Source organism: Peribacillus saganii (genome assembly GCF_003429095.1).
GTDB lineage: Bacteria > Bacillota > Bacilli > Bacillales > DSM-1321 > Peribacillus > Peribacillus saganii.
The window spans coordinates 26,557-48,398 of sequence record NZ_QVTE01000039.1; the positions used below are offsets into that span (position 1 = coordinate 26,557).

Sequence of the window (21,842 nt, forward strand, 5' to 3'; positions counted from 1 at the left end):
GTTATGAAAAATAAAATGGAATTGCAGTTTTCTGCACTTAGCCAAAATGAATCATTTGCCCGTGTAACAGTTGCTGCTTTTATTGCCCAGCTGGATCCGACTATGGATGAGCTTACTGAAGTTAAAACGGTTGTTTCTGAAGCCGTGACAAATTCCATTATTCATGGATATGAAAATAATCCTGAGGGCACCGTTTTTATCTCAGTAACAATTGAGGATGATCTTATCGAGCTCACAATCAGGGATGAAGGTATTGGAATTGATGATGTGGAGGAAGCGATGCAGCCGCTTTATACCTCTAAGCCTGAGCTGGAGCGTTCAGGTATGGGCTTTACCATTATGGAGAATTTTATGGATGAAATTCAGGTAGTGTCACACCGTGGAGAAGGAACGATCGTCCGATTAAAAAAGCACGTAACTAAAAGTAAAGCTTTGTGCAATTAAGGGAGATTTGCTTATGGATGTGGGTGTCAAAAAAGAAAAGGGCCAAGTCCATCTAAAGGATGATGAAGTAAGGGATTTGATCCGACGCAGCCAGAGTGGGGACCAGGATGCAAGAGACCTGATTGTAAAAAGCAACTTAAGATTGGTTTGGTCAGTAGTGCAGCGCTTTTTAAATCGCGGTTATGAACCTGATGATTTATACCAAATTGGCTGTATCGGGCTTTTAAAATCGGTAGATAAATTCGATTTATCATTTGAGGTAAAATTTTCCACCTATGCCGTTCCCATGATCATCGGCGAAATCCAGAGGTTTATTCGGGATGATGGAACGGTAAAGGTGAGCAGGTCGCTTAAAGAGATGGCGAACAAAATCCGCAGAGCTAAAGAGGAACTGTCCAAAACTTATGGCAGGGTTCCGACGGTAAATGAACTCTCGGAATATTTGCAGCTCTCTCCAGAAGAAATCATTATGGCCCAGGAAGCAAGCCGAAGTCCATCATCCATCCATGAAACGGTATATGAGAATGACGGGGATCCGATTACTCTCCTTGACCAGATTGCCGATGCGAATGATACAAAATGGTTTGATAAAATTGCCCTGAAAGAAGCGATCCAGGAGCTTGATGAACGTGAAAAGCTGATTGTTTATCTGAGGTACTATAAAGATCAGACCCAGTCGGAAGTAGCGTCCCGTCTAGGGATTTCACAAGTGCAGGTGTCTAGGCTTGAAAAGAAAATATTATCTCAAATGAAAGACCATATGAATCAATGATTCATATGGTTTTTTAATTCTCAAATGGATAAATCGCTTCGCTGTACCATCCTCTAAGAAGAAATCTCTGCCACTTATAAAGAGATGGACTTCAAAAAATTTCCAACAAACCATCAACAGCAAAATATCATACCAATTTATGGTTCTATCGCTCTTGCTGTATTTTCAAATGATTTCCTACGGATACTACCTTTAGGGTAAATTTGCGTGCGGAGTGTGAGAAGCATGGAAAATATGGTCTATATTAGAATGCGCTACCGCGTACACGTGCATCAGGACCAAAATATACAAGTGAAAAATATTGCAAAGGTATTAGGTCCGGAACAACTGGTTAAAAAAGTGGAGGAGATCTTTGTTCACCAGGTTTCTATCGAGGATAAAACAATTGTGATCATTGACCTGTCACAGATGCTGGCTAGAATTTTAGAAAGCATGCCAGGTTTGGAGGTTCAAACCTTCGGACCGACACAAACAATCGTTGAAATCATATATGACAAAAGAAAAGTTTCATATCTTGCTGTCACTGCAGTCTGGCTGCTGCTTTTTTTCGGAACAGCTTTGACAATCATGAACTATCACGAAGATGTTAGCATGCAGGATGTGCATCAGAAGCTGTTTAAAATAATCACTGGCAGGGAAGACAGCAAGCCCCTTCTTATCCAGATTCCGTACAGCTTTGGTTTAGGGTTGGGAATGATCTTGTTTTTTAATCATTTTTTCCGAAAACGATTCAATGAAGAGCCGAGTCCCCTTGAGGTTGAGATTTTTAATTACCAGCAAGATTTGGATCAATTTATGATTATGAATGAAAACAAGGAAAGTGTAAAGCAGCTAGATGAGCGTTAAAATCCTGTTCGCCGCATTTATTGGTCTGGCTGGGGGCCTGGCTGTTGGAGCAGGTTTTGTTGCATTCATCTCGGTGCTAGGTATCATACCTAGATTGATACAGCTTACTAAGACTGAAAAACTGATTCATTCGTATCAATTTGCTGCTGTTCTTGGGGCTGTAGCGGGCGGATGGATTAGCCTGCAGGATACGACCTTCGGATTTTGGAAATTCTTCCTTATTCCTATAGGGCTTGCAAACGGAATATTTAATGGGATGCTGGCGGCTGCTCTCACCGAAGTTCTGAATGTCTGGCCAATACTTGCAAAAAGAATCGGCCTCCAGGAGAAAATTGTTTATCTATTAATGGCTATAGTCTTGGGTAAGGTATTTGGATCCTTATTTCAATGGGTTTATTTTGTAGACCGCTAATCCCTGAATCGAGCGTCAGCGGAAAGGAAATCAATGATGGCAGAAAAGAGGAAGGTTATTCTTGTCGCCGATGGAGATGAATATGCTAAGCGGACACTGGAACGTGTGTCCGCAGATTTAAACTGCCGCTGTATTTCAATGTCCCAGGGCAACCCTTCAGTGCTTTCCGGTCCACAGCTCGTACAGCTGATTAAGAAGGCAGCCCATGACCCGGTCCTGGTTATGTTTGATGATTGCGGTTATGTAGGAGAGGGTGCAGGGGAAATTGCAATGCGTTACGTAGCAGGACACGAAGATATCGAAGTGCTCGGCATAATCGCTGTTGCTTCTAAAACACATCACAGGGAATGGACAAAGGTTGATGTGTGCATTGACCGTGATTGCCAGCTCACCGAATTTGGTGTTGATAAATACGGGGCGAGGGAGCAGGAGCTTGGCAGAATCACTGGAGATACAGTGTATTGTGTTGATCAGCTGAATGCTCCCGTAGTGGTCGGGATAGGTGATATCGGGAAAATGTCGAGGCGGGATTATTATAAAATTGGTTCACCCGTCACCAGGCTGGCGATCGAAATTATTCTAGAAAGGAGCGGATATAATGGATACAAAACAGCAAACAATGACACCGATTCCGAAACGCACCGCTGAAGCGGAAGAATATATGAAGGAACGTGTGGGGCTTGGCAAAAGCTTTGACCTCGGTGTCAGGAAATTAAACCTCCTGAAAAAAGAGGTACAAGTGTATTATGTAAACGGGCTATGCGACCCATTGTTCATTATCAATATCATTGAGGAATTGGTTGATACCAATGAAACAGAATATAGGACCGCCTCTAAAGCGTTTGAAGTGGTACACAATAGAATTCTTCACCAATCAGTCAAGATTATTGAAACAATGGACGAACTTGTGGATGAGGTATTATCAGGATTGATCGTGATTTTGGTAGATGGAACAGATAAAGGACTCGTTGTCGATGTAAGGAGCTATCCAGGTCGACAGCCGCAAGAGCCGGATACTGAAAAAGTTATTCGTGGTTCACGCGACGGATTTGTTGAGAATATAATCGTCAATACAGCACTGACAAGAAGAAGAATAAGGGATGAGCGGCTGAGATTTGAGATATTCAGAGTAGGTGAACGATCAAAGACGGATATTGCAGTAGGGTATATAGAAGGCGTGGCCGATCCGGGAATAGTTGATGAGATTCTAAGGCGCCTTAAATCAATTAAGATTGACGGCTTGACAATGTCAGATAAAACAGTAGAAGAATTTCTGGTTAATCAGGGTTATAATCCCTATCCGCTTGTCCGCTACACGGAACGGGCTGACGTAGCAGCCAATCATATTTTAGAAGGGCATGTGCTCATTTATGTTGATACATCACCGAGTGTAATCATTGCTCCTACAACGATTTTCCACCATGTGCAGCATGCCGAGGAATATCGACAGTCTCCGGCTGTAGGAACATTTATAAGATGGATGCGGTTTATTGCTATTTTTGCATCATTATATCTGCTCCCTTTTTGGTTTTTATTTGTCCTGGAGAAGCATATGCTGCCGGATATGCTGAAATTTATTGGTCCTAGCAAAACCACCCATATTCCTATAGTTTTACAATTATTTATCGCTGACGCTGGAATGGAGTTTTTAAGAATGGCAGCTATTCATACCCCTACTGCTTTAACGACTGCAATGGGCCTGATTGCCGCTATACTAATTGGGGAAATTGCTGTAAATGTTGGATTGTTTGTACCGGAAGTTATTTTATATGTCGCAATTGCGACGATTGGAAGTTTTGCAACGCCAAGCCTTGAACTGAGTGTTGCCAATAAAATGATCAGGCTGGTCCTGCTTATTCTTGTAGCGGTTTTCCGGGCCCCAGGTTTAATTATTGGCACTACTGTATACATACTTTACCTCGTCAGTATCAGGGCTCTCCATACACCTTATTTATGGCCTTTCATTCCATTTAACCCTGGAGCCTTCAAGCATATCCTTTTCAGGACAACGGTACCCGGATCAAAACTTAGGCCGAGGATTGTGCATCCTCAGGATAGATATAGGCGGCCATAATATGGGCAAATTTCAGCTGAATTCCTGTTGAAGTTCCCTTGTTTCTATGGTAATTTTATCTTTATTAGCTTTTAAATGTAGATGATGGGAAGAACACGGGATAGAGGAAGGAAAGTGGAGAAATGCATTATTATGGAACGGCCCAAGTGAATGCGAAGGGTAACTTGGAAATCGGCGGCGTAGATACAATGGATCTTGCAGCGGAGCATGGCACACCGCTTTATGTATATGATGTAGCGCTTATCCGCGAAAGGGCAAGAGGGTTTAAGGAAACCTTTGAAAGATTGGGAGTAGCCGCACAGGTTGCTTATGCAAGCAAAGCCTTTTCATCGATAGCAATGGTTCAGCTTGCTGAGGAAGAGGGGCTCTCCCTGGATGTAGTGTCAGCGGGGGAATTATATACAGCTCTTGCTGCCGAATTTCCTGTAGAACGTATTCACTTTCATGGTAACAATAAAAGTGAAGAAGAATTGATAATGGCATTGGATCACAATATAGGCTGTATTGTAGTCGATAATTTTTCCGAACTGGCTCTTCTGGAGGAAATCTGTGAAATCAGGAGACAGAAGGTAAATATACTTTTGCGTGTGACTCCAGGAATTGAGGCGCATACGCACGATTATATCCTGACTGGCCAGGAAGATTCGAAATTCGGTTTTGATTTACAAAATGGACAAGCAGAAGAAGCTTTGGAAAGCTCATTACGTTCTGAATGGCTGCAGGTTCTTGGTCTGCACTGTCATATCGGTTCCCAAATTTTTGAAACAACAGGCTTTTTGCTGGCTGCGAAGAAAATTATCGATAAATTAGCTGAATTTCACGATAAGTTCGGGTACGTTTCAAAGGTGCTCAATTTAGGGGGAGGCTTTGGTATCCGCTATACGGAGGAGGATCAGCCGCTCCCGGCAGCAAGCTATGTTGATGCTATTGTGACAGAAGTGAAGGATCAGCTCGGACAGACAGACCTGCCAATGCCGGAAATCTGGATTGAGCCAGGGCGCTCGCTAGTCGGTGACGCTGGATTGACTCTTTATAAAGTAGGTTCTGAAAAGGTAGTACCAAATCTGCGGAAATATCTAGCAATTGATGGAGGCATGAGTGACAATATCCGCCCTGCGTTATACGATGCGAAATATGAGGCGGTATTAGCTAACCGTCCACTTGATCAAGCAGAGGAAACGGTTGCGATTGCCGGAAAGTGCTGCGAAAGCGGAGACATGCTTATCTGGGACCTGCCGCTGCCAAAAGCAGAGCGCGGGGATGTGCTCGCTGTATTCTGTACTGGCGCCTATGGTTACTCAATGTCCAACAATTACAACCGTATACCAAGGCCGGCTGTTGTATTCGTTGAAAATGGAATCTCTCATTTAGTTGTAAAACGGGAATCTATAGAGGATCTATTGCGTCTGGATTTGCAGCTTCAGTAAATAATGAAGAAAAGACCCGTACACTTAGTCATACGGGTCTTTTTTATCGAAATTAAATTTAAAGGGCCAAGTCTGCCACATGACTGCTAAAAAAATCGGTTCACTAGACTGCCATTCTTAAGAGAAAAACGACTTAATCGCATCTATCAGGCTTGCAAAAACATCCTTAAGCTGGTCTAGGAATGACTGTCCTTCTTCTGACTGAAGGAAGGTTGTAAGCTTTTCTTTTGCTTCATTAAGCTGGTCGCCTACAGCGTTCCAATCAATATTTAATTCTTTTAATTTATTAAACAAGTCAATTAAACTCTGGATTTGGTCTTCGTTTAACGTAATGCCGAGCTCTTTTGCGGCGCTTTCAATAATCGCCCTTAAATCAGCTTCAGTTTCAGGAGGGTTTTGTGCGATTTCTTCTTTAATTTTTGTCATCAAAGCAGAAGCTTCATCTGTTCCGACCTGGTCCCCCAAATGTGCGGTCTTTACCATTTCTTCGTTTGCAGCCTGCTTTACTTCCTCAGGGATCGCTTTGTTCGATTGAAGCTCATAGGCCTTGATGATACCGGTCAATGCCGCAGTTCCCGAAACTTGAATTGGGGCAGTTATATAAATGTCTGCGTCCTTGACACCTGCTGTTGCAAGTGCGTTAATGTACATCTCTTCCGTTACCCAGGAAATATTCTTCGTTTTAACTGTCAGTCCTGATCCTGCCGCTTCATTTGTAATGGCAGAGGAAGAAAGCGCTTTTGTCCCGATAAGCCTTTTTGGGACGTAATCACCTAAATACGTGTGCTCCTCCTGATTAGTTACAGTTACCACTTCCACATTTTCTGGAGCATTCATTTCAGCGAGCAGGGTATTCTTTTGTTCCTGTGTTAAATTCTCTCCAAGGGTTACGGTCATCTCTCCAACCTGTGCATCAGCAAGAGCATTTACTGGTAATAGCATTGTAAGCAAGAGGCTTGAAAAAGCCCATTTTTTAATTGTATTAGATTTCATATTAGTCCTCCTTAAAGTATTAGACGACGGGTGCCTGCAAAAGGATTCAGTTAAAAAATGCCATGGAAGAATCTTTCCTTTTTATAAAAGGTAGACGACAGGCTATAGTTAATAGTATAAAATATCTTAATAAATGCAAAGGAAAAATAACCGCTTTTATAAAATTAACTACATGAAGGAGTGCCTGATAATGAGGAAGAGCAATATTATTCTCTTATGCATATTATTAATAGGAGCAGTGGTTTGGGGCCTGATTTACTGGAAATTTATCGTTTGAGGAGCTGAGCACAGGAATATTCTCCTGCAAAAAGTTGAAAGAATAAACAATATTATGTATGATAGGGAAGATTACTGTCATCTTAGGGAAGAACGGGATGTGACTATCACATCGTTCTTTTCAGTAACGAGGGATCATTATGTTAATAAGATACAAGAAAAGCTTTGAAAAAATTGCAATGGGCCTGCTTTCCTTTATGCCGGAAGAAAAGGATATTAAAAAACTTCAAAATACAATGAAACAGTATGAAACTGACACAAACTGGCAGCTTTTTTTGTGGAAAGAAGAAGATGATGTTATCGGATTGGTTGGGATCGTGGCCGGCCATAATGATACTGTTTCAATCCAGCATATTTCCGTTAATCCGTCTTTCCGTTTTCAAGGCATCGGCAAAACGATGATCAAAGCTGTAATGGACATGTTTCCGGAAAAAGAATTTCAGCCCAATGAACATACAGCGGCATTTCTTGAAAAGTGTGACCTTGCATAAGATAACGATTAACAATATATTTCATATATCGAAAAAGATCGGCTCGATCGTTTTCTGCAAACCCGAAAACTTCTTATCACGAAAACCTGTCAGCTATGACAGGTTTTTTTATCTTCCTCCATTTTGAAAAAGGAGTTAGTAAATCTGCCTGTATATTGAACGGCTTTCTTTGTTGCGATACTGTACAGAGGGGTACTGAAGAGCTGCTAAAGGCACCCATTTACCCCTAATTTCACCTTGAGAAACCTTATTGCAGCAAGCTCAGCCTTTGTTTTGCCTCAGCATTTTTTGCCGGGTTCTTTCCTTTATTACATCCGTTCGGTCCCTTACAGTGTGCCTGTTTACCAAAGAGTAATCTGCCATGTTACTGGGAGAGGACCAAATGAATCCATTCTGCTCGCAAAGGAATTTGCATTTCGAAGCTAGTAAGCTGTCACTTATCGGAATATCAATCGATCTGTAGGTTAGCTGCTTTTTAATATTTTCTCTGCTTTCACGAAGTACCTTCATCAATTCTGTATAATCAATGCCCAGAGAGAGCATCTCGAGCTTTTTGTTGCTGAGAATAATAATGGATTTTTCAATTGTCCTTAAAGCTCCACCAAAATTGTTTCGCCGATGATGGTATTGTGAAACGGCGAGCTGAATAAGTCCTACCCAGTGTGAGTCCCGTACACCCGGATCTATCTCTTTCCAGTATTCCTCGAGTATTTCATGGCATTCAAAATAATCCCTGCTGCCCTGAAAATGGACTAAGTATAGCATAAATTCCTCTGGATAACTCATAACAATGCTCCTTTAATTTAGATCAAGGCAATCCCTTATTGAAGTTAGATTAATTGTGGCGGGCTGATTTGCACTTGATCTCCAGACTTTTTTAAAGTTTATACTTCATCAAAAAACCACTGAATAGCTGTTCTTTTTTGTTACAAAGCATATACTGTTATTTCCAGTAAATCAAGCGTCACATATTGTACAATAAAAAACAGTCCTGCTGCGGGACTAAAAGAATAATCCCGAACAGAACTGATTCGGCCAGACTGCATTCATGTATGGTTATGTCAGAATTAGCACCAAGCTGCTCCAACAATAACCAATAAAATGAACAATACTACTATTAATGCGAAACCGTTGCCATAACTGAAACCTTTGTCTCCCATATAATTACCTCCTGGAATTTTTAGATATTCATTACATTGTCAGCATATGAAAAGCAATTCAATACGGTATAGGCTAGGGCCTAAACTATTGTAAAACCCTAAGTCAAGTTCTCCTAGGACGAGGCATGCTAAACGAAGTGGAATTCATGGCTGTTAGTTCTTGCGTTAATAAAATGTGCTGATTTTTGTAATTAATTAATAAAAGTTGGATAGGTATTGGACAAAAGAGGTGAATCCTCTATACTAGTAATATTCGATTCTGTTAGCAGGACTCTTAAGCTAAAAGGAATAATTGGTGGGATAGCAATGGCTTATAATGTGAAAATTGATGCCTTTGAAGGTCCGATGGATTTATTGCTTCATCTGATCAACAGGCTGGAAATCGACATATATGATATACCAATGGCTGAAATTACAGGCCAGTATATGGCTTATATACATGCAATGAAAGAATTGGAATTGGATATAGCAAGTGAATACCTTGTAATGGCTGCTACTTTGCTCGCGATCAAGAGCAAGATGTTATTGCCGATATATGAGGATGACCACAGCGCTGATGAAACAGAATATGACGACGATCCCCGTGATGAATTGGTTGAGAAGCTGATTGAGTATAGAAAATACAAAGAGGCAGCTGTTGAATTCAAGCATATGGAAGAAGAACGAAGCCTTATGTTCTCGAAACCGCCAAGTGATCTTTCTCAATTCTCAAAAGAAATTGAACCTTCCCGTCAGGAGCTGAATGTAACTCTTTATGATATGCTGGGGGCGTTTCAAAAGCTTCTCAGGAGGCAAAAGTTGAAGAAGCCTGCCTTTACAAGAATCACAAGGCGGGAAATATCGATAGAAAAACGAATGGAAGAAATATTGGAGAACCTGAATAAAGTAAAAAAAAGGACAAGCTTTTTTGAGTTGTTCCCATATCCGGAAAAGGAATATATTGTTGTAACTTTTCTTGCTGTTCTGGAGTTGATGAAAATGAATGAAATTTTCGTAGAGCAGGACAGTAACTTTGCGGAAATATTTGTTGTAGCCAAGGAAGGTGTAGAAGCAGTTGGAACTCATTAAATGGAAAGGGATTCTGGAAGCGCTGCTTTTTGCTGCCGGAGACGAAGGATTATCCCTTTCACAAATCTCTGCGGTATTGGAGCTGGAGGAGTTTCAGGCCGCACATATTGTCGCCTCTCTTAAGGAGGAATATGATGCTGGCCACCGAGGCATTACAATTGCCGAAATGGCAGGTGGCTTTCAGCTTGTCACAAAAAAAGAGCATTCTGATTACCTGAAAAGACTGGTCGAGACCCCTGGAAATCAAAGCCTATCCCAGGCAGCTTTAGAGACGCTGGCCATTGTCGCCTATAAACAGCCGATTACAAGGGCTGAAATTGAAGAAATCCGCGGCGTGAAAACGGAAAGGCCGCTTCAAACACTTGTTTCAAAAGCTTTAATCAAAGAAGTTGGCCGTGCCGAGGGTTCAGGAAGGGCCTATTTATATGGGACAACTAAGGAATTTCTCGAACATTTTGGCCTTAAGACCATTGAAGAGCTTCCTCCGCTGGCGGAGCGTGGAGAGGATGATATTGAGAACGGTGAAGCAGACCTGTTTTTTGGGAATTTTCCTGACCCAGTAGAATAACAATTTATTCTGAATTGTGTTAAAATGGTGGAGAACAAGTAAAGCTGACATTATCAGCGGGGGGATTTTTGTGTTAATTAAAGATTGCAGGGGCTATGAGCTGGAAAAGGAAAAATCCAACACTTCGGAGGATTTCTTTAACCGCTCAGAGGTAACCTACATAGAAAACGGCCAGGAAAAGACTTTACATGTTTTATATGTCAGGTTTTTTGATGAATCCGTCCTATCATTTACACCGTATTCCGAAAACCCTTTGTTTACCTCAGGCGGCAGTGAATTTTATCTGAAAGATATTGCAGGTATCGTCTGTCTGCTCGCAAACCCGGGCTTCCGTTCACGGAAAAGAGTCTACATTAATTCGGTAAAGGAATTTTCCAGTTACTTTGAAAAAATTAATTATCAAAAACTTGAAGAATTAATTGAGGGAATCATTAACAAAAACGGTTATGAGGTCGTTTCCCCATTGGATTTTACTCTGCAGGAGCAAAGATAACAAAAGGAGGCTGCATTTAGTGGGTAATACAATCGTTAAATCACAATTAGAGGACGTCAGGGTATTCCTGGGGAATACGGTTGGAAAGCTTGAGGAGTTTCTAAACGGAACAACTTTAACAATGCTTCGCGAGGAAAAGGCTGGTGATGACCAGTACTATAAGGGAGTACTTTCAAGCCTGCGCAGATTACTTGTTAACTGTGAAGAAGGCCTTGAGGCTTGCCAGATTGTTCTTCAAACAGAACCCTTCAACAAAGGTGCAGCCGAAAAAACATTATATAAGATTTACCACCAATGCATTGATGAGTATTTCTCTCCTAGATCTGACCGATGGTATGAAGATAGCCGTTCTGCCTATACCGGGAAAAACTCGATCAAGTTCCATTCAGAAGTACCGGTAAGCCTCTCCCATATTATCAAGGAATTGGAGAGCGGTTTTCAAAACGCTCGTGAAGAGCTTGAGTTCTATGAAACGGATTATCGTACCAAGATGATGCAATCAAAATAAAGAGAACATTTCTCCAGAAAGCAGTTTCGCGGACTGTATGCGGGGAAACCAAGGGCAGCGAAGAATCTTCGCTGCCTTTTTGTATACTTAACTATTAAACGCAAGAGGTCATCCTTTCCTTCCCGGTTGGCAGGCAAAGGAGCTTAATGCAGCAATGCCTCTTGTATTTGGTAGAATGCATAGAGGCCAAGATATAATTTGTTGTCATTTTTAACAGAGGTGTGAGAACTTTATAGCTGATTTTCACGCAGGACAATTTCTCAATGTTTTTCCCATTTTAAACGATGGATGGGGAGGTAATAGGCCCTGTTCCCTATCGGGAAGCATACTTTGCCGCCTCACCTTATCCATATAACGCATGGGAACCGGTCATTTCCGAGGAAATCATGCGTCCTCATCGTCAAAAGCACCCTAAAGCGTACGTGGATGGCTTGAATAAGGCTGAATTTATGATGAAATAAGGCGAGGCGATCTAATGACTTTGAGCTGCTAAAGCATTGGGAAAGGGAAGCAGCTTTTTACGGATCCGGCCATTATCTCCATACAATCTTTTGGGAGATTATGAGTCCAAAAGGGGGGGGAATCCTAAAGGTATTTTATTGAGTCAGATTGAACAGAATTTTGGGAGTTTTGAAGCATTCAAAAGGCATTTTAGCGAGGCCGCTAAGCAGGTTGAGGGTGTCGGCTGGGCGCTGCTGATCTGGTCACCTAGGGCAAGAAGGCTTGAAATTCTCCAATCAGAGCGCCCCATGATATTAACCCAGTGGGATAGCCGTTCTTCCTCTAGAACAGGGTGCTTACGCTTTTCTTGTCATAACCCTTGTCCTCATGCATAAACTTGTACAAAACATAAAAGGGGACGATGGGCTGCATGCGTGTTTTATATAAATGGACCTCAATTATCATAGCTATGGCTCTTCTTGTTTCGTTAAACCCGCACCAGGCAAAGGCAGCAATCGGAGTGAGTGCCAGGAATGCCGTTTTGATGGAGCAGGACAGCGGGCGTGTTCTATATGAAGTCAATGCCCATGAAAAAAGAAGAATAGCCAGTATAACGAAAATAATGACTGCCATCCTGGCCCTAGAATCAGGAAAGATGGATCAAACGGTCAAAATAAGTGATAAAGCAATCGGGACGGAAGGTTCTGCGCTGTATCTTCAGCACGGCCAAAAAATGAAGCTTGAAGATTTAGTGTATGGCCTCATGCTTCGCTCCGGAAATGATGCAGCTGTTGCGATAGCTGAGTTTGTTGGCGGCAGCTTCGACGGATTTATCTGGATGATGAATCAAAAGGCTGAAGAAATCGGAATGAAAAACACTAATTTTTCCAACCCTCATGGGCTGGACAATACGAAGGACCATTTCTCATCAGCATATGATATGGCTTTACTGACGCGGTATGCCATGAATAATGAACAGTATAAAAAAATTTCCGGTACTAAAAAGCATCGAGCACCAAACAGCATGGAAGGTTGGGACTACGTTTGGCGTAACAAAAACAAATTGCTTTCCATGTATGAATATTGTACTGGAGGCAAAACGGGTTATACAAAACTAGCAAAGAGGACACTTGTGTCAACAGCCACTAAGGATGATATGAGTCTTATTGCGGTTACGCTCAATGACGGAGATGATTGGAATGATCACATTAATATGTATGAATCTGCATTTCAAAAATACGATTTAACAGAAGTACTAGCTGCGGGTCCGATCAAGGCAGTGAAGAATAAAGTATATAAAGGGAATATATATACACGTACCCCATTCCTCTATCCTTTAACCGGTGAGGAAAAAGAGCAGGTTACCATATCATACAAACTGATTCAGCCAAAAAAGGAATGGAGCAAAGGGAAGAATTTGCCTGAAAGAGTAGGCAGGACAGAAATCCTTCTTGATGGAGAAAGTATTGGCACCAGAAACATTTTTTTTGGAAAAGCAGAAGCGACAATGAGAATGGGAAACGAGCCACAGTGGAAACGAATATTCTTTACCTTCCTGGGGTTGAATTAACATGGTGAATTACATATGGGTCGGTATGACCGTTATTGGAGTTGCGTATGCGTTAATAAATGGGACCATGGATAAGGTGAATAAAGTACTGTTTACAAGCGCACAGGAAGCGGTAACGATTTGCCTCGGGTTAATGAGCATCCTCGTCTTCTGGCTCGGACTGATGAAAATTGCAGAAGAAGCCGGGCTGCTCGAGAAGTTGGCCATTCTTTTCAGACCTGCGGTCAAAAAACTATTTCCCGAAGTGCCATCCAACCATCCGGCGATGGGATATATCCTCTCCAATATGATGGCCAATCTGTTCGGTCTTGGCAATGCTGCTACACCGTTGGGGATTAAAGCTATGGAACAGCTAAAGGAACTAAATGGAAATAAAAATACAGTCAGCCGTTCAATGATCACATTTCTCGCAATTAATACCTCCAGCATTACGCTCATTCCAAGCACCGTAATTGCAATCCGGATGAATTACAACTCTGTTTCTCCCACGGACATTGTGTTTCCCACTTTAATAGCTACAGCCATATCGGCGGTGGGAGCCATATTCATAGATAGGTATTTTTATTATAAAAGAACCCGGAATGGGGGGAAATAGGGTTGCAGTGGATTACCGCGATATCGATATGGATGATTCCGATAATGATTTGTTTTATATTAATATATGGTACTTTTAAAAAAGTGCCTACTTATGAGAGTTTTGTAGAAGGCGGCAAAGAAGGTATAACCATTTCTTTTTCGATCATTCCATTTTTAGTAGGAATGCTCGTGGCCATTTCTGTATTCAGAGCGTCTGGGGCTTTGGATTTCTTTGTCGGCTTGCTCAGACCGCTGCTTGAAATGATTGGTGTGCCTGCTGAAATATTGCCACTCGCCATAATCAGACCAATTTCCGGTTCAGCTGCCCTTGCTTTAACGAGTGATTTAATCTCTGTTCATGGCCCGGATTCCTTTATCGGCAGGCTGGCGGCCACCATTCAGGGCAGTACGGACACAACTTTTTACGTGCTTACCGTCTACTTTGGCGCAGTTGGGATCAAGAAAATGGGGGATGCCGTCAAGGTTGGCCTGCTGGCTGACCTTGTGGGGATCATTGCAGCAATAGTAGTCGTGATTATGATTTTTGGCAGATGAAAATAATTCAAAGTTTTGAAAGCATAAATTTCATATACTAAATCATGCAAGGGCTGCCTTTTTTAGGTAAGCTCTTATTTTTTGTGGAATGCTCCCGTAATTCCAAGCAGGCTGTTTACTCCAACGGCAGAAAAAACAAAAGCTGTGCCACTCTTCTCCATTTGTTTTTTTCTTTGGATATGTAATAATTGTATAATTGTGTGGTGCTTGTACAATACATATGGAAGAAGTAATATGTAAGAGGTGATTATAAATGGAAAGATTACAGAAGGTAATTGCCCATTCAGGTTTAGTTTCCCGCAGGAAAGCGGAGGAATTGATTGCTGAAGGCAAAGTTAAGGTGAACGGCAAAATTGTAAGGGAGCTCGGAACGAAAGTAGGTCCGAATGATAAGGTCGAGGTTAATGAAGTACCACTAGAAAAAGAAGCTCCCGTTTATTATCTGTTGTATAAACCGCGCGGCGTTATTTCTGCTGTATCTGATGATAAGAACAGGAAGGTTGTCACTGACTTTTTTCCGGAAATAGCAGAACGGATTTATCCAGTAGGAAGGCTTGATTATGATACTTCAGGTCTTTTGATATTGACGAACGACGGTGAATTTGCCAATGTGCTAATGCATCCTAAACATGAAGTAGACAAAGTGTATGTTGCGAAGGTCAAGGGCATTCCGCTTAGGGAGAGTCTGAAAAAATTGGACAGAGGAATTAAACTCGAAGATGGAATGACAGCACCCGCAAGGACAAGAGTGATATCCGTTGATAAGAAAAAACAGACATCGATTGTAGAGATTACGATCCATGAAGGCAGGAATCGGCAGGTCAGAAGGATGTTTGAAGCAATCGGCCATCCGGTTATGAAGCTGAAAAGGGAGCGATACGGCTTTCTCACGCTTCAAGGGCTCTCAGTCGGCGACTCACGGGAGCTGACGCCGCATGAAGTAAAACAGCTCAGAGCTTTGGCTGTAACCGGACAAAAAAGGTAATTGTCACATAACCTTCAAAAATGAAAACAATGTCGAAATGAGGTTAAATGTTATAATGAGGGGAAGATTTATAGGGAATTAGGGGGATATTTATGAAGAAAAAGCAACGCCTCGTGATTAGAACGGCTATTCTTATCATTTTGGGCGCAGCTTTAGCCTATTCGTTATACGCTAATCTTACAAAAGAGAAAAGTGAAGTGCTAAAATTAAACGCAGAAGCACCTGACTTTGTACTTACTGATATGAACGGCCAAAAACATAAACTTTCCGATTATAGGGGCCAAGGGGTTTTCCTGAATTTCTGGGGAACATGGTGTAAACCGTGTGAAAAAGAGATGCCTTATATGGCTGACCAATACAAGGTTTATAAGGACCAGGGCGTGCAGATTCTTGCTGTAAATGTAGGAGAGTCCGAATTTGCGGTCCAAAGTTTTATTGATAAGCATAACCTGAATTTCCCTGTGCTTATTGATGCAAAGGATGAGGTGCAGAGTGCCTATCAGGTTAACCCTCTGCCTGTTACGTTCCTGATTGATAAGGAAGGCAAAGTAGTCGAATCTATTACTGGGAGTCTGACTGAAGAAGGAGTTCAAAAACTAATGGAGAGAATTAAACCATAAACAATGGGGAGTTTTTAACATGAATGAAGTGAAATGCGAATGCGGCCATGTAAACCCTCATGGTACGGTGCTTTGTGAAGCATGCGGCAGGGTTCTGGATGAGAAAGAGAAGGACAGAAAACTTGTCGATATGAGATATGAAGGAAGCGCTCGCCGTTCACAAACGTATGACAAAACAATTGTTGACAAGATATGGAATTTTTTTTCATCTGTTAAGGTGGGAATTTGGCTGATAGTCATTACTCTGATTGCTTCTGCGTTAGGGACGATTTTGCCGCAGGAGATGTATATACCGCCCAACATACCACCGGAGCAGTATTACCTGGATGAATACGGAACGTTCGGCAAGCTGTATGTTGAATTTGGATTCCATAATCTCTATGGGTCTTGGTGGTACTTAATTCTAGTTGCATCTATAGGAATCTCACTAGTTATATGCAGCCTGGACAGGGTGATTCCGCTTTACAGGGCATTGAAGGCACAGAAGGTTTCCCGGCATGAGGGCTTTTTAAAACGGCAGAGGCTTTTTGGCATTTCAACGGGTGCAAATTCTAATATAGATTTGGAACAAATCAAAATAAATCTACGGGATAAGCGATATTCCATCCGAGAAGAAGATGGCAATCTACTTGCGGAAAAAGGACGATTCTCAAGATGGGGTCCCTATGTCAACCATATTGGACTGATTATATTCTTATTGGGCGCGATGCTCCGCTTTGTACCTGGAATGTATGTCGATAAAGTGCTTTGGATCCGGGAAGGGGAGACGAAAGCGATTCCAGGAACCAATGGGCAGTATTACTTATCGAGCGATAAATTTATCCTTGAAGTATATGATAAGGAAAAGGATAAAGAAGTATTTAGTGATGCGCTTGGAAAGATGGGCGCAGTTGCTAAAAACTATCAAAGCAATGTCACGCTTTTGGAACGTGAAGGTGATGCCATTCCCGGTGAAGAACCTAATCTGAAAAAAGTAAAGGATTACAGCATTAAGGTTAACGAGCCTTTAAAGTATGACAACTATGCTTTATACCAAGTAGATTACAAGCTTGATGAGCTTGATAAAATGCACTTTAATCTTATTAATAAAAAATCAGAAGAAAGCTTTGGAGAAATTGAAATTGATCTATATAATCCGAAGCTTAAATATGAACTGAATAAAGGGTATTCAGTTCAATTAATGAATTATTTTCCTGATTTTGAATTTGATGAGAACGGTGATCCGGTTACCAAATCACCTGTTCCGAACAACCCAGCATTCATTTTTAAAATGTTCACACCTGACAATCCTGAAGGAGAGGTCAGCTTTGTCGCTATCCAGCAAACGGTTGAACCTTTTGGCGATAATGAATACAAGATGGCTTTTGCCGGGATTGAAACAAAGAACGTTTCTGCTTTAACTGTGCGAAAGGATTTAACGTTGTGGGTTATTGGACTTGGGGGAGCGATCTTTATGATTGGCGTAATCCAGGGGGCCTACTGGAACCACCGCCGGATCTGGATACAGCCGAAGTCCGGAGAAGTCTGGATCGCGGGGCATACGAATAAAAACTGGCATGGGTTAAAAAGAGAAATCAATATGGTTATAAAAGATACGGGGATTCATGAGCCAATTGACCAGACTCAGGAACAGGAGAAAAAGATATCATAAGAGGGGGATTACAGTTGGCTGAGATTAGCAGCAATCTATTATACTCTGCTTTTATTATTTATCTTGTCGCAACATTAGTGTTTGGCGGTGCGATCAAGGACAAAAAGACAGAAAAAGAAAAGAAACAAAGCAAATGGGCTGTAATGGGGTTTGGATTAACTATTCTGGGTTTTGCAGCCCAACTCGGTTATTTTGTGACACGCTGGATTGCCAGCGGACATGCTCCCGTTAGTAATCTTTTCGAATTTACCACCTTCTTTGGCATGATGCTGGTAGGTGCATTTATTATTATTTATTCTATTTACAGAACTGCGGCATTGGGTGTGTTCACTCTTCCAGTCGCTATCCTTGTTATTGCATATGGAAGCATGTTCCCAAGGGACATATCGCCTTTGATTCCGGCCCTGCAGAGTGACTGGCTGCATATCCATGTTACCACTGCTGCAGCAGGCCAAGCTATTCTTTCTGTCAGCTTTGCTGCAGGACTGATCTTTTTAGTGAAGGCAGTGGATCAAACGAAAAGCAGCAAGCAGACATTTTGGCTTGAAACCGTTATGTTTGGATTAATTTGTACATTGGCATTCGTCATTGTTTCGTCCGTTTTTTCAGGTCTGGATTACAAGGAAAGCTTCAACTGGGTTGATAAAAAGGGTAAAGAAGCTGTAATGGAATATTCCTTACCAGCCCTTGCAGGTCCGCATAAAGGCGAACTGTTAGAAGGGAATTTCGAACCAATTGCGGAGATGCCGGCCATCATTAATGCCAAAAAATTAAATACAGTTATTTGGTCCATTGGCGGCGGCTTGGTGCTTTATGGCTTGTTAAGGCTAATTTTCCGAAAGAGAGTCGCAGCCTTATTAAGGCCGCTTGTTAAAAATATTAATCTGGATTTAGTAGATGAGATAAGCTATCGATCCGTATTAATAGGTTTCCCTGTCTTTACATTGGGAGCGTTAATATTTGCTATGATTTGGGCACAAATTGCGTGGACCCGATTCTGGGGATGGGATCCGAAAGAGGTTTGGGCTCTTATTACATTCCTTTTCTATGCAGCATTCCTTCATCTAAGACTATCAAAAGGCTGGCATGGAGAAAAATCTGCGTGGCTTGCCGTTATTGGTTTTGCCATTATGATGTTTAATCTTGTTGCAGTCAACCTTGTTCTAGCAGGTTTGCATTCTTACGCTTAATCAAAACATTCTATTTGAAAATTTGTTCAAGGCTATTTGCTTTGGCAAAAAAAATAGTAAGTAGTTTCATGTGACAACTTGAACGGGAGGGTATCTTGATGGATAATGTAAAAATTTTGGTTGTTGATGACGAGGAGAGAATTCGCCGTCTTTTGAAGATGTATCTGGAGCGGGAAGAATATTCCATTGATGAAGCCGAAGATGGTAACCAGGCTTTGGAAAAGGCTTTTGCCAACGACTATGATTTAATTCTTCTCGATATTATGATGCCTGGAAAGGACGGTATAGAAGTATGCCGCGAATTGCGGGAAAAGAAAGCGACACCCGTTATCATGCTGACTGCCAAGGGAGAGGAAGTCAATAGAGTCCAAGGCTTTGAAGTTGGAACGGATGATTATATCGTTAAACCTTTCAGCCCAAGGGAAGTTGTGCTTCGGGTAAAAGCGATTTTGCGCCGCTCATCATCCACCAGCTTTGTCCAGACAGAAACCTCCACTAAGGATGTTATCGTATTTCCGCATTTAACAATTGATAACGATGCCCACCGTGTACTGGCAGATGGGAAAGAAGTTGCACTTACTCCAAAGGAATATGAACTTTTGTATTTCCTTGCAAAATCGCCTGACAAGGTATTTGACCGCGAGCAGCTTTTAAAGGAAGTTTGGCATTACGAATTTTTTGGAGACCTGAGAACTGTAGATACACACGTAAAACGGCTTAGGGAAAAGCTAAACCGTGTTTCTGAAAATGCAGCCCAAATGATTGTTACAGTTTGGGGCGTTGGATACAAGTTCGAAGTCGTGAATCAATGATGTTTTGGCGCAGTGTTGTTGGTAAACTTTGGTTTACCATTTTGCTGCTTGTATCTTTTGTGTTATTTATTTTATCCGTTCTGCTAATGGAGTTTTTTGAGAATTTCTATCAAGAGGAAATAGAAAATGAGCTCACCAAGACTGCCTCGAGGGTGGTAAATATAATATCTGAACACGAAGACACGAGCACAGCATTGACAATTGCTTCTGAGCTGCTGGGGGACCAGACAAAAATTGTACTGATAGAAGATGAACGGAAACTGTATTCCTCGGAGCTGTCTATTGAAACAGGTCTTTCACCTTCATTTTTCAAGGAAGATCCGCTTCTGAAACAAGTATTTACAAAACGAAAAACAGTGAAGGCAGAAATGCGGCTACCGATTAAGAATAAAGATAACCAGGATATTTCTGCGATTGTTGTCGGCTTGCCGCTGGAACTTGACGGAAAGAAAGATGTTATTTATTTTTATCAATCATTGGAATCAAGAGAGGAAACAATCCATTCCACCACAAAATTCATTTTTCTTGCAGCAGGCGTCGCTATTATCCTTACTACCATTTTTGCTTTTTTCCTGTCTACAAGAATAACGGCTCCGCTTAGAAAAATGAGGGAAGCCGCATTTGAGGTTGCAAGAGGGAGATTTGATACGAAGGTCCCAATCTTGACACATGATGAAATCGGCGAACTGGCTACAGCTTTTAACCAAATGGGCAGGCAGTTAAAATATAATATTAATGCATTAAACCAGGAAAAGGAAAATCTTTCTAGTATTCTTAGCAGTATGGCAGATGGTGTTATCACCTTTAATAATGATGGTACGATTTTAGTAACAAATCCGCCTGCAGATCGGTTTCTCCAAAATTGGTACTATGAAAAAGGATTTATCCATGAAAAGCAACACTCTGTTCCCTCGGTGCTTATGAACCTGTTTAACCGATCAGGGGAAATGCAAAATGAACAGGTCGGGGAAATCACCCTGCAAGGGCATGACTGGGTGCTCATTGTCAGTCCGCTGTATAATAATGAATCTATACGCGGTGCAGTTGCAATTCTTCGTGATATGACTGAGGAACGCAAACTGGATAAACTGCGAAAAGATTTTATCGCTAATGTTTCCCATGAATTGCGGACTCCAATATCCATGCTTCAAGGCTATAGTGAAGCTATAATTGATGATATTGCGGGTTCAGAAGAAGAAAACAAAGAAATGGCCAAGATCATTTATGATGAATCACTCCGGATGGGACGCCTGGTCAACGATTTACTTAATCTCGCAAGAATGGAAGCTGGACATATTACTCTAAGCTATGAAAAAATAGATATGGATCCGTATTTAAATCGAATCACGAATAAATTTCATGGTCTTTCTAAGGAAAAGGACATTACAATTAAAACTCGCACAGAAGAATCTGAACTTACGTGGGAGTTGGATCCCGACAGGATTGAGCAGGTTTTGACAAATCTGATTGATAACGCAATCAGGCATACTCCGGCAGGGGGAGAGGTTGAAGTGATACAGTGGACGGACCCTGTAAAAGGGCTTGTACTGTCTGTCCGTGATTCTGGCTCAGGAATTCCCGAAGAAGACCTTGCTTTTGTATTTGAACGATTTTATAAGGCGGATAAAGCCAGAACCCGAGGATCAGGAACCGGCCTCGGCCTTGCAATCGCAAAAAATATCATAATGGCGCATGATGGCTATATTTCAGTCAACAGCATGCTTGAAAAAGGGACAACATTCACCTTCAATATTCCACGAAAATTGCAGGAAAATGAATAATCCCATAAAAGAATGACGGAAAATCTTGTTACATGGGAAACACGAAAAGCGGAAGCGCCCTGTTTTAGAGGAAGAACGGCTATATTCGCCACGTCCTGTGGCAACGCCGTTCTGACCCACATCCTGTGG

The 21,842-nt window shown here is 41.7% G+C and carries 24 protein-coding genes and 1 pseudogene; 22 read left to right on the forward strand and 3 right to left on the reverse strand.

Going from position 1 to position 21,842, the window contains the following annotated elements; translation table 11 throughout:
* The first annotated feature begins 3 nt into the window (after positions 1–3).
* From spoIIAB to lysA, 7 genes are all read left to right on the forward strand, one after another.
* Positions 4–444: an anti-sigma F factor gene (spoIIAB, locus tag D0469_RS13715; protein ID WP_117327308.1), complete on the forward strand. Its 441-nt coding sequence runs from the start codon at positions 4–6 to the stop codon at positions 442–444.
* Positions 445–457: 13 nt separating this feature from the next.
* Entirely contained in the window at positions 458–1,216 is a 759-nt protein-coding gene (gene sigF / locus D0469_RS13720; protein WP_117327309.1) for an RNA polymerase sporulation sigma factor SigF, read from the forward strand.
* Positions 1,217–1,441: 225 nt separating this feature from the next.
* Entirely contained in the window at positions 1,442–2,062 is a 621-nt protein-coding gene (locus D0469_RS13725; RefSeq protein WP_117327310.1) for a stage V sporulation protein AA, read from the forward strand.
* On the forward strand, positions 2,052–2,474 hold the full coding sequence (locus tag D0469_RS13730) for a stage V sporulation protein AB (RefSeq protein WP_117327311.1): 423 nt from the start codon (positions 2,052–2,054) through the stop codon (positions 2,472–2,474). The genes D0469_RS13725 and D0469_RS13730 overlap by 11 nt, the downstream gene beginning before the upstream one ends.
* A 36-nt stretch (positions 2,475–2,510) precedes the next feature.
* Positions 2,511–3,122: a stage V sporulation protein AE gene (locus D0469_RS13735; RefSeq protein ID WP_117327312.1), complete on the forward strand. Its 612-nt coding sequence runs from the start codon at positions 2,511–2,513 to the stop codon at positions 3,120–3,122.
* On the forward strand, positions 3,073–4,548 hold the full coding sequence (locus D0469_RS13740; RefSeq protein ID WP_158553472.1) for a spore germination protein: 1,476 nt from the start codon (positions 3,073–3,075) through the stop codon (positions 4,546–4,548). The genes D0469_RS13735 and D0469_RS13740 overlap by 50 nt, the downstream gene beginning before the upstream one ends.
* Before the next feature lie 122 nt (positions 4,549–4,670).
* On the forward strand, positions 4,671–5,975 hold the full coding sequence (gene lysA / locus D0469_RS13745; RefSeq protein ID WP_117327314.1) for a diaminopimelate decarboxylase: 1,305 nt from the start codon (positions 4,671–4,673) through the stop codon (positions 5,973–5,975).
* Between the two features lie 117 nt (positions 5,976–6,092).
* Here the strand turns inward: lysA and D0469_RS13750 are convergent, their stop codons facing one another.
* Positions 6,093–6,968, reverse strand: coding sequence for a DUF1002 domain-containing protein (locus D0469_RS13750; RefSeq protein ID WP_117327315.1), 876 nt, complete (start codon positions 6,966–6,968; stop codon positions 6,093–6,095).
* 416 nt (positions 6,969–7,384) lie between these two features.
* Between D0469_RS13750 and D0469_RS13755 the strand changes: the two genes are divergently transcribed.
* Positions 7,385–7,735, forward strand: coding sequence for a GNAT family N-acetyltransferase (locus D0469_RS13755; RefSeq protein ID WP_117327316.1), 351 nt, complete (start codon positions 7,385–7,387; stop codon positions 7,733–7,735).
* A gap of 261 nt (positions 7,736–7,996) precedes the next feature.
* On the opposite strand, the gene D0469_RS13760 is transcribed toward D0469_RS13755, so the two are convergent.
* Together D0469_RS13760 and D0469_RS13765 are read right to left on the reverse strand one after the other, a co-directional pair.
* Entirely contained in the window at positions 7,997–8,521 is a 525-nt protein-coding gene (locus D0469_RS13760) for a DUF309 domain-containing protein (RefSeq protein ID WP_117327317.1), read from the reverse strand.
* 281 nt (positions 8,522–8,802) lie between these two features.
* Positions 8,803–8,895: a YjcZ family sporulation protein gene (locus tag D0469_RS13765; RefSeq protein WP_117327318.1), complete on the reverse strand. Its 93-nt coding sequence runs from the start codon at positions 8,893–8,895 to the stop codon at positions 8,803–8,805.
* Between the two features lie 306 nt (positions 8,896–9,201).
* Here D0469_RS13765 and D0469_RS13770 point away from each other — a divergent pair, with 306 nt between their 5' ends.
* The 14 genes and pseudogenes from D0469_RS13770 (at position 9,202) to D0469_RS13835 (ending at position 21,713) form a co-directional block, all read left to right on the forward strand.
* Positions 9,202–9,963, forward strand: coding sequence for a segregation/condensation protein A (locus tag D0469_RS13770; protein ID WP_117327319.1), 762 nt, complete (start codon positions 9,202–9,204; stop codon positions 9,961–9,963).
* The gene (scpB, locus tag D0469_RS13775; protein WP_117327320.1) at positions 9,950–10,531 is read left to right on the forward strand and encodes an SMC-Scp complex subunit ScpB; all 582 of its coding nucleotides are present in this window, start codon (positions 9,950–9,952) and stop codon (positions 10,529–10,531) included. The genes D0469_RS13770 and scpB overlap by 14 nt, the downstream gene beginning before the upstream one ends.
* Before the next feature lie 70 nt (positions 10,532–10,601).
* Positions 10,602–11,024, forward strand: a complete 423-nt coding sequence (locus D0469_RS13780; RefSeq protein ID WP_117327321.1) for a hypothetical protein — start codon at positions 10,602–10,604, stop codon at positions 11,022–11,024.
* A gap of 19 nt (positions 11,025–11,043) precedes the next feature.
* Positions 11,044–11,532: a YpuI family protein gene (locus D0469_RS13785; RefSeq protein WP_117327322.1), complete on the forward strand. Its 489-nt coding sequence runs from the start codon at positions 11,044–11,046 to the stop codon at positions 11,530–11,532.
* Positions 11,533–11,847: 315 nt separating this feature from the next.
* Positions 11,848–12,305: pseudogene (locus D0469_RS13790) on the forward strand (superoxide dismutase); the annotation flags it as partial.
* A 98-nt stretch (positions 12,306–12,403) separates the two neighbouring features.
* Positions 12,404–13,543 carry a D-alanyl-D-alanine carboxypeptidase family protein gene (locus D0469_RS13795; RefSeq protein ID WP_117327323.1) on the forward strand — a complete coding sequence of 380 codons (1,140 nt, stop codon included), beginning with the start codon at positions 12,404–12,406 and terminating at the stop codon, positions 13,541–13,543.
* 1 nt (position 13,544) lies between these two features.
* The gene (locus D0469_RS13800) at positions 13,545–14,138 is read left to right on the forward strand and encodes a nucleoside recognition domain-containing protein (protein ID WP_117327324.1); all 594 of its coding nucleotides are present in this window, start codon (positions 13,545–13,547) and stop codon (positions 14,136–14,138) included.
* Positions 14,139–14,170: 32 nt separating this feature from the next.
* A complete protein-coding gene (locus tag D0469_RS13805) occupies positions 14,171–14,674 on the forward strand; it encodes a spore maturation protein (protein ID WP_407675745.1) in 504 nt (167 codons plus the stop codon).
* Between the two features lie 253 nt (positions 14,675–14,927).
* Complete coding sequence (locus D0469_RS13810) at positions 14,928–15,659, forward strand: pseudouridine synthase (protein ID WP_117327326.1); 732 nt, start codon at positions 14,928–14,930, stop codon at positions 15,657–15,659.
* Positions 15,660–15,751: 92 nt separating this feature from the next.
* Positions 15,752–16,279 (forward strand): thiol-disulfide oxidoreductase ResA, encoded by a 528-nt coding sequence (resA, locus tag D0469_RS13815; RefSeq protein ID WP_117327327.1) that lies wholly within the window; start codon positions 15,752–15,754, stop codon positions 16,277–16,279.
* A gap of 19 nt (positions 16,280–16,298) precedes the next feature.
* On the forward strand, positions 16,299–17,930 hold the full coding sequence (gene resB, locus D0469_RS13820; RefSeq protein WP_117327328.1) for a cytochrome c biogenesis protein ResB: 1,632 nt from the start codon (positions 16,299–16,301) through the stop codon (positions 17,928–17,930).
* A 14-nt stretch (positions 17,931–17,944) separates the two neighbouring features.
* On the forward strand, positions 17,945–19,120 hold the full coding sequence (gene ccsB / locus D0469_RS13825; RefSeq protein ID WP_117327329.1) for a c-type cytochrome biogenesis protein CcsB: 1,176 nt from the start codon (positions 17,945–17,947) through the stop codon (positions 19,118–19,120).
* 98 nt (positions 19,121–19,218) lie between these two features.
* Positions 19,219–19,932 (forward strand): response regulator transcription factor, encoded by a 714-nt coding sequence (locus D0469_RS13830; RefSeq protein WP_117327330.1) that lies wholly within the window; start codon positions 19,219–19,221, stop codon positions 19,930–19,932.
* Positions 19,929–21,713 carry an ATP-binding protein gene (locus D0469_RS13835; RefSeq protein ID WP_117327331.1) on the forward strand — a complete coding sequence of 595 codons (1,785 nt, stop codon included), beginning with the start codon at positions 19,929–19,931 and terminating at the stop codon, positions 21,711–21,713. Before D0469_RS13830 ends, D0469_RS13835 begins: the two co-directional genes overlap by 4 nt.
* The last annotated feature ends 129 nt before the right edge of the window (positions 21,714–21,842 follow it).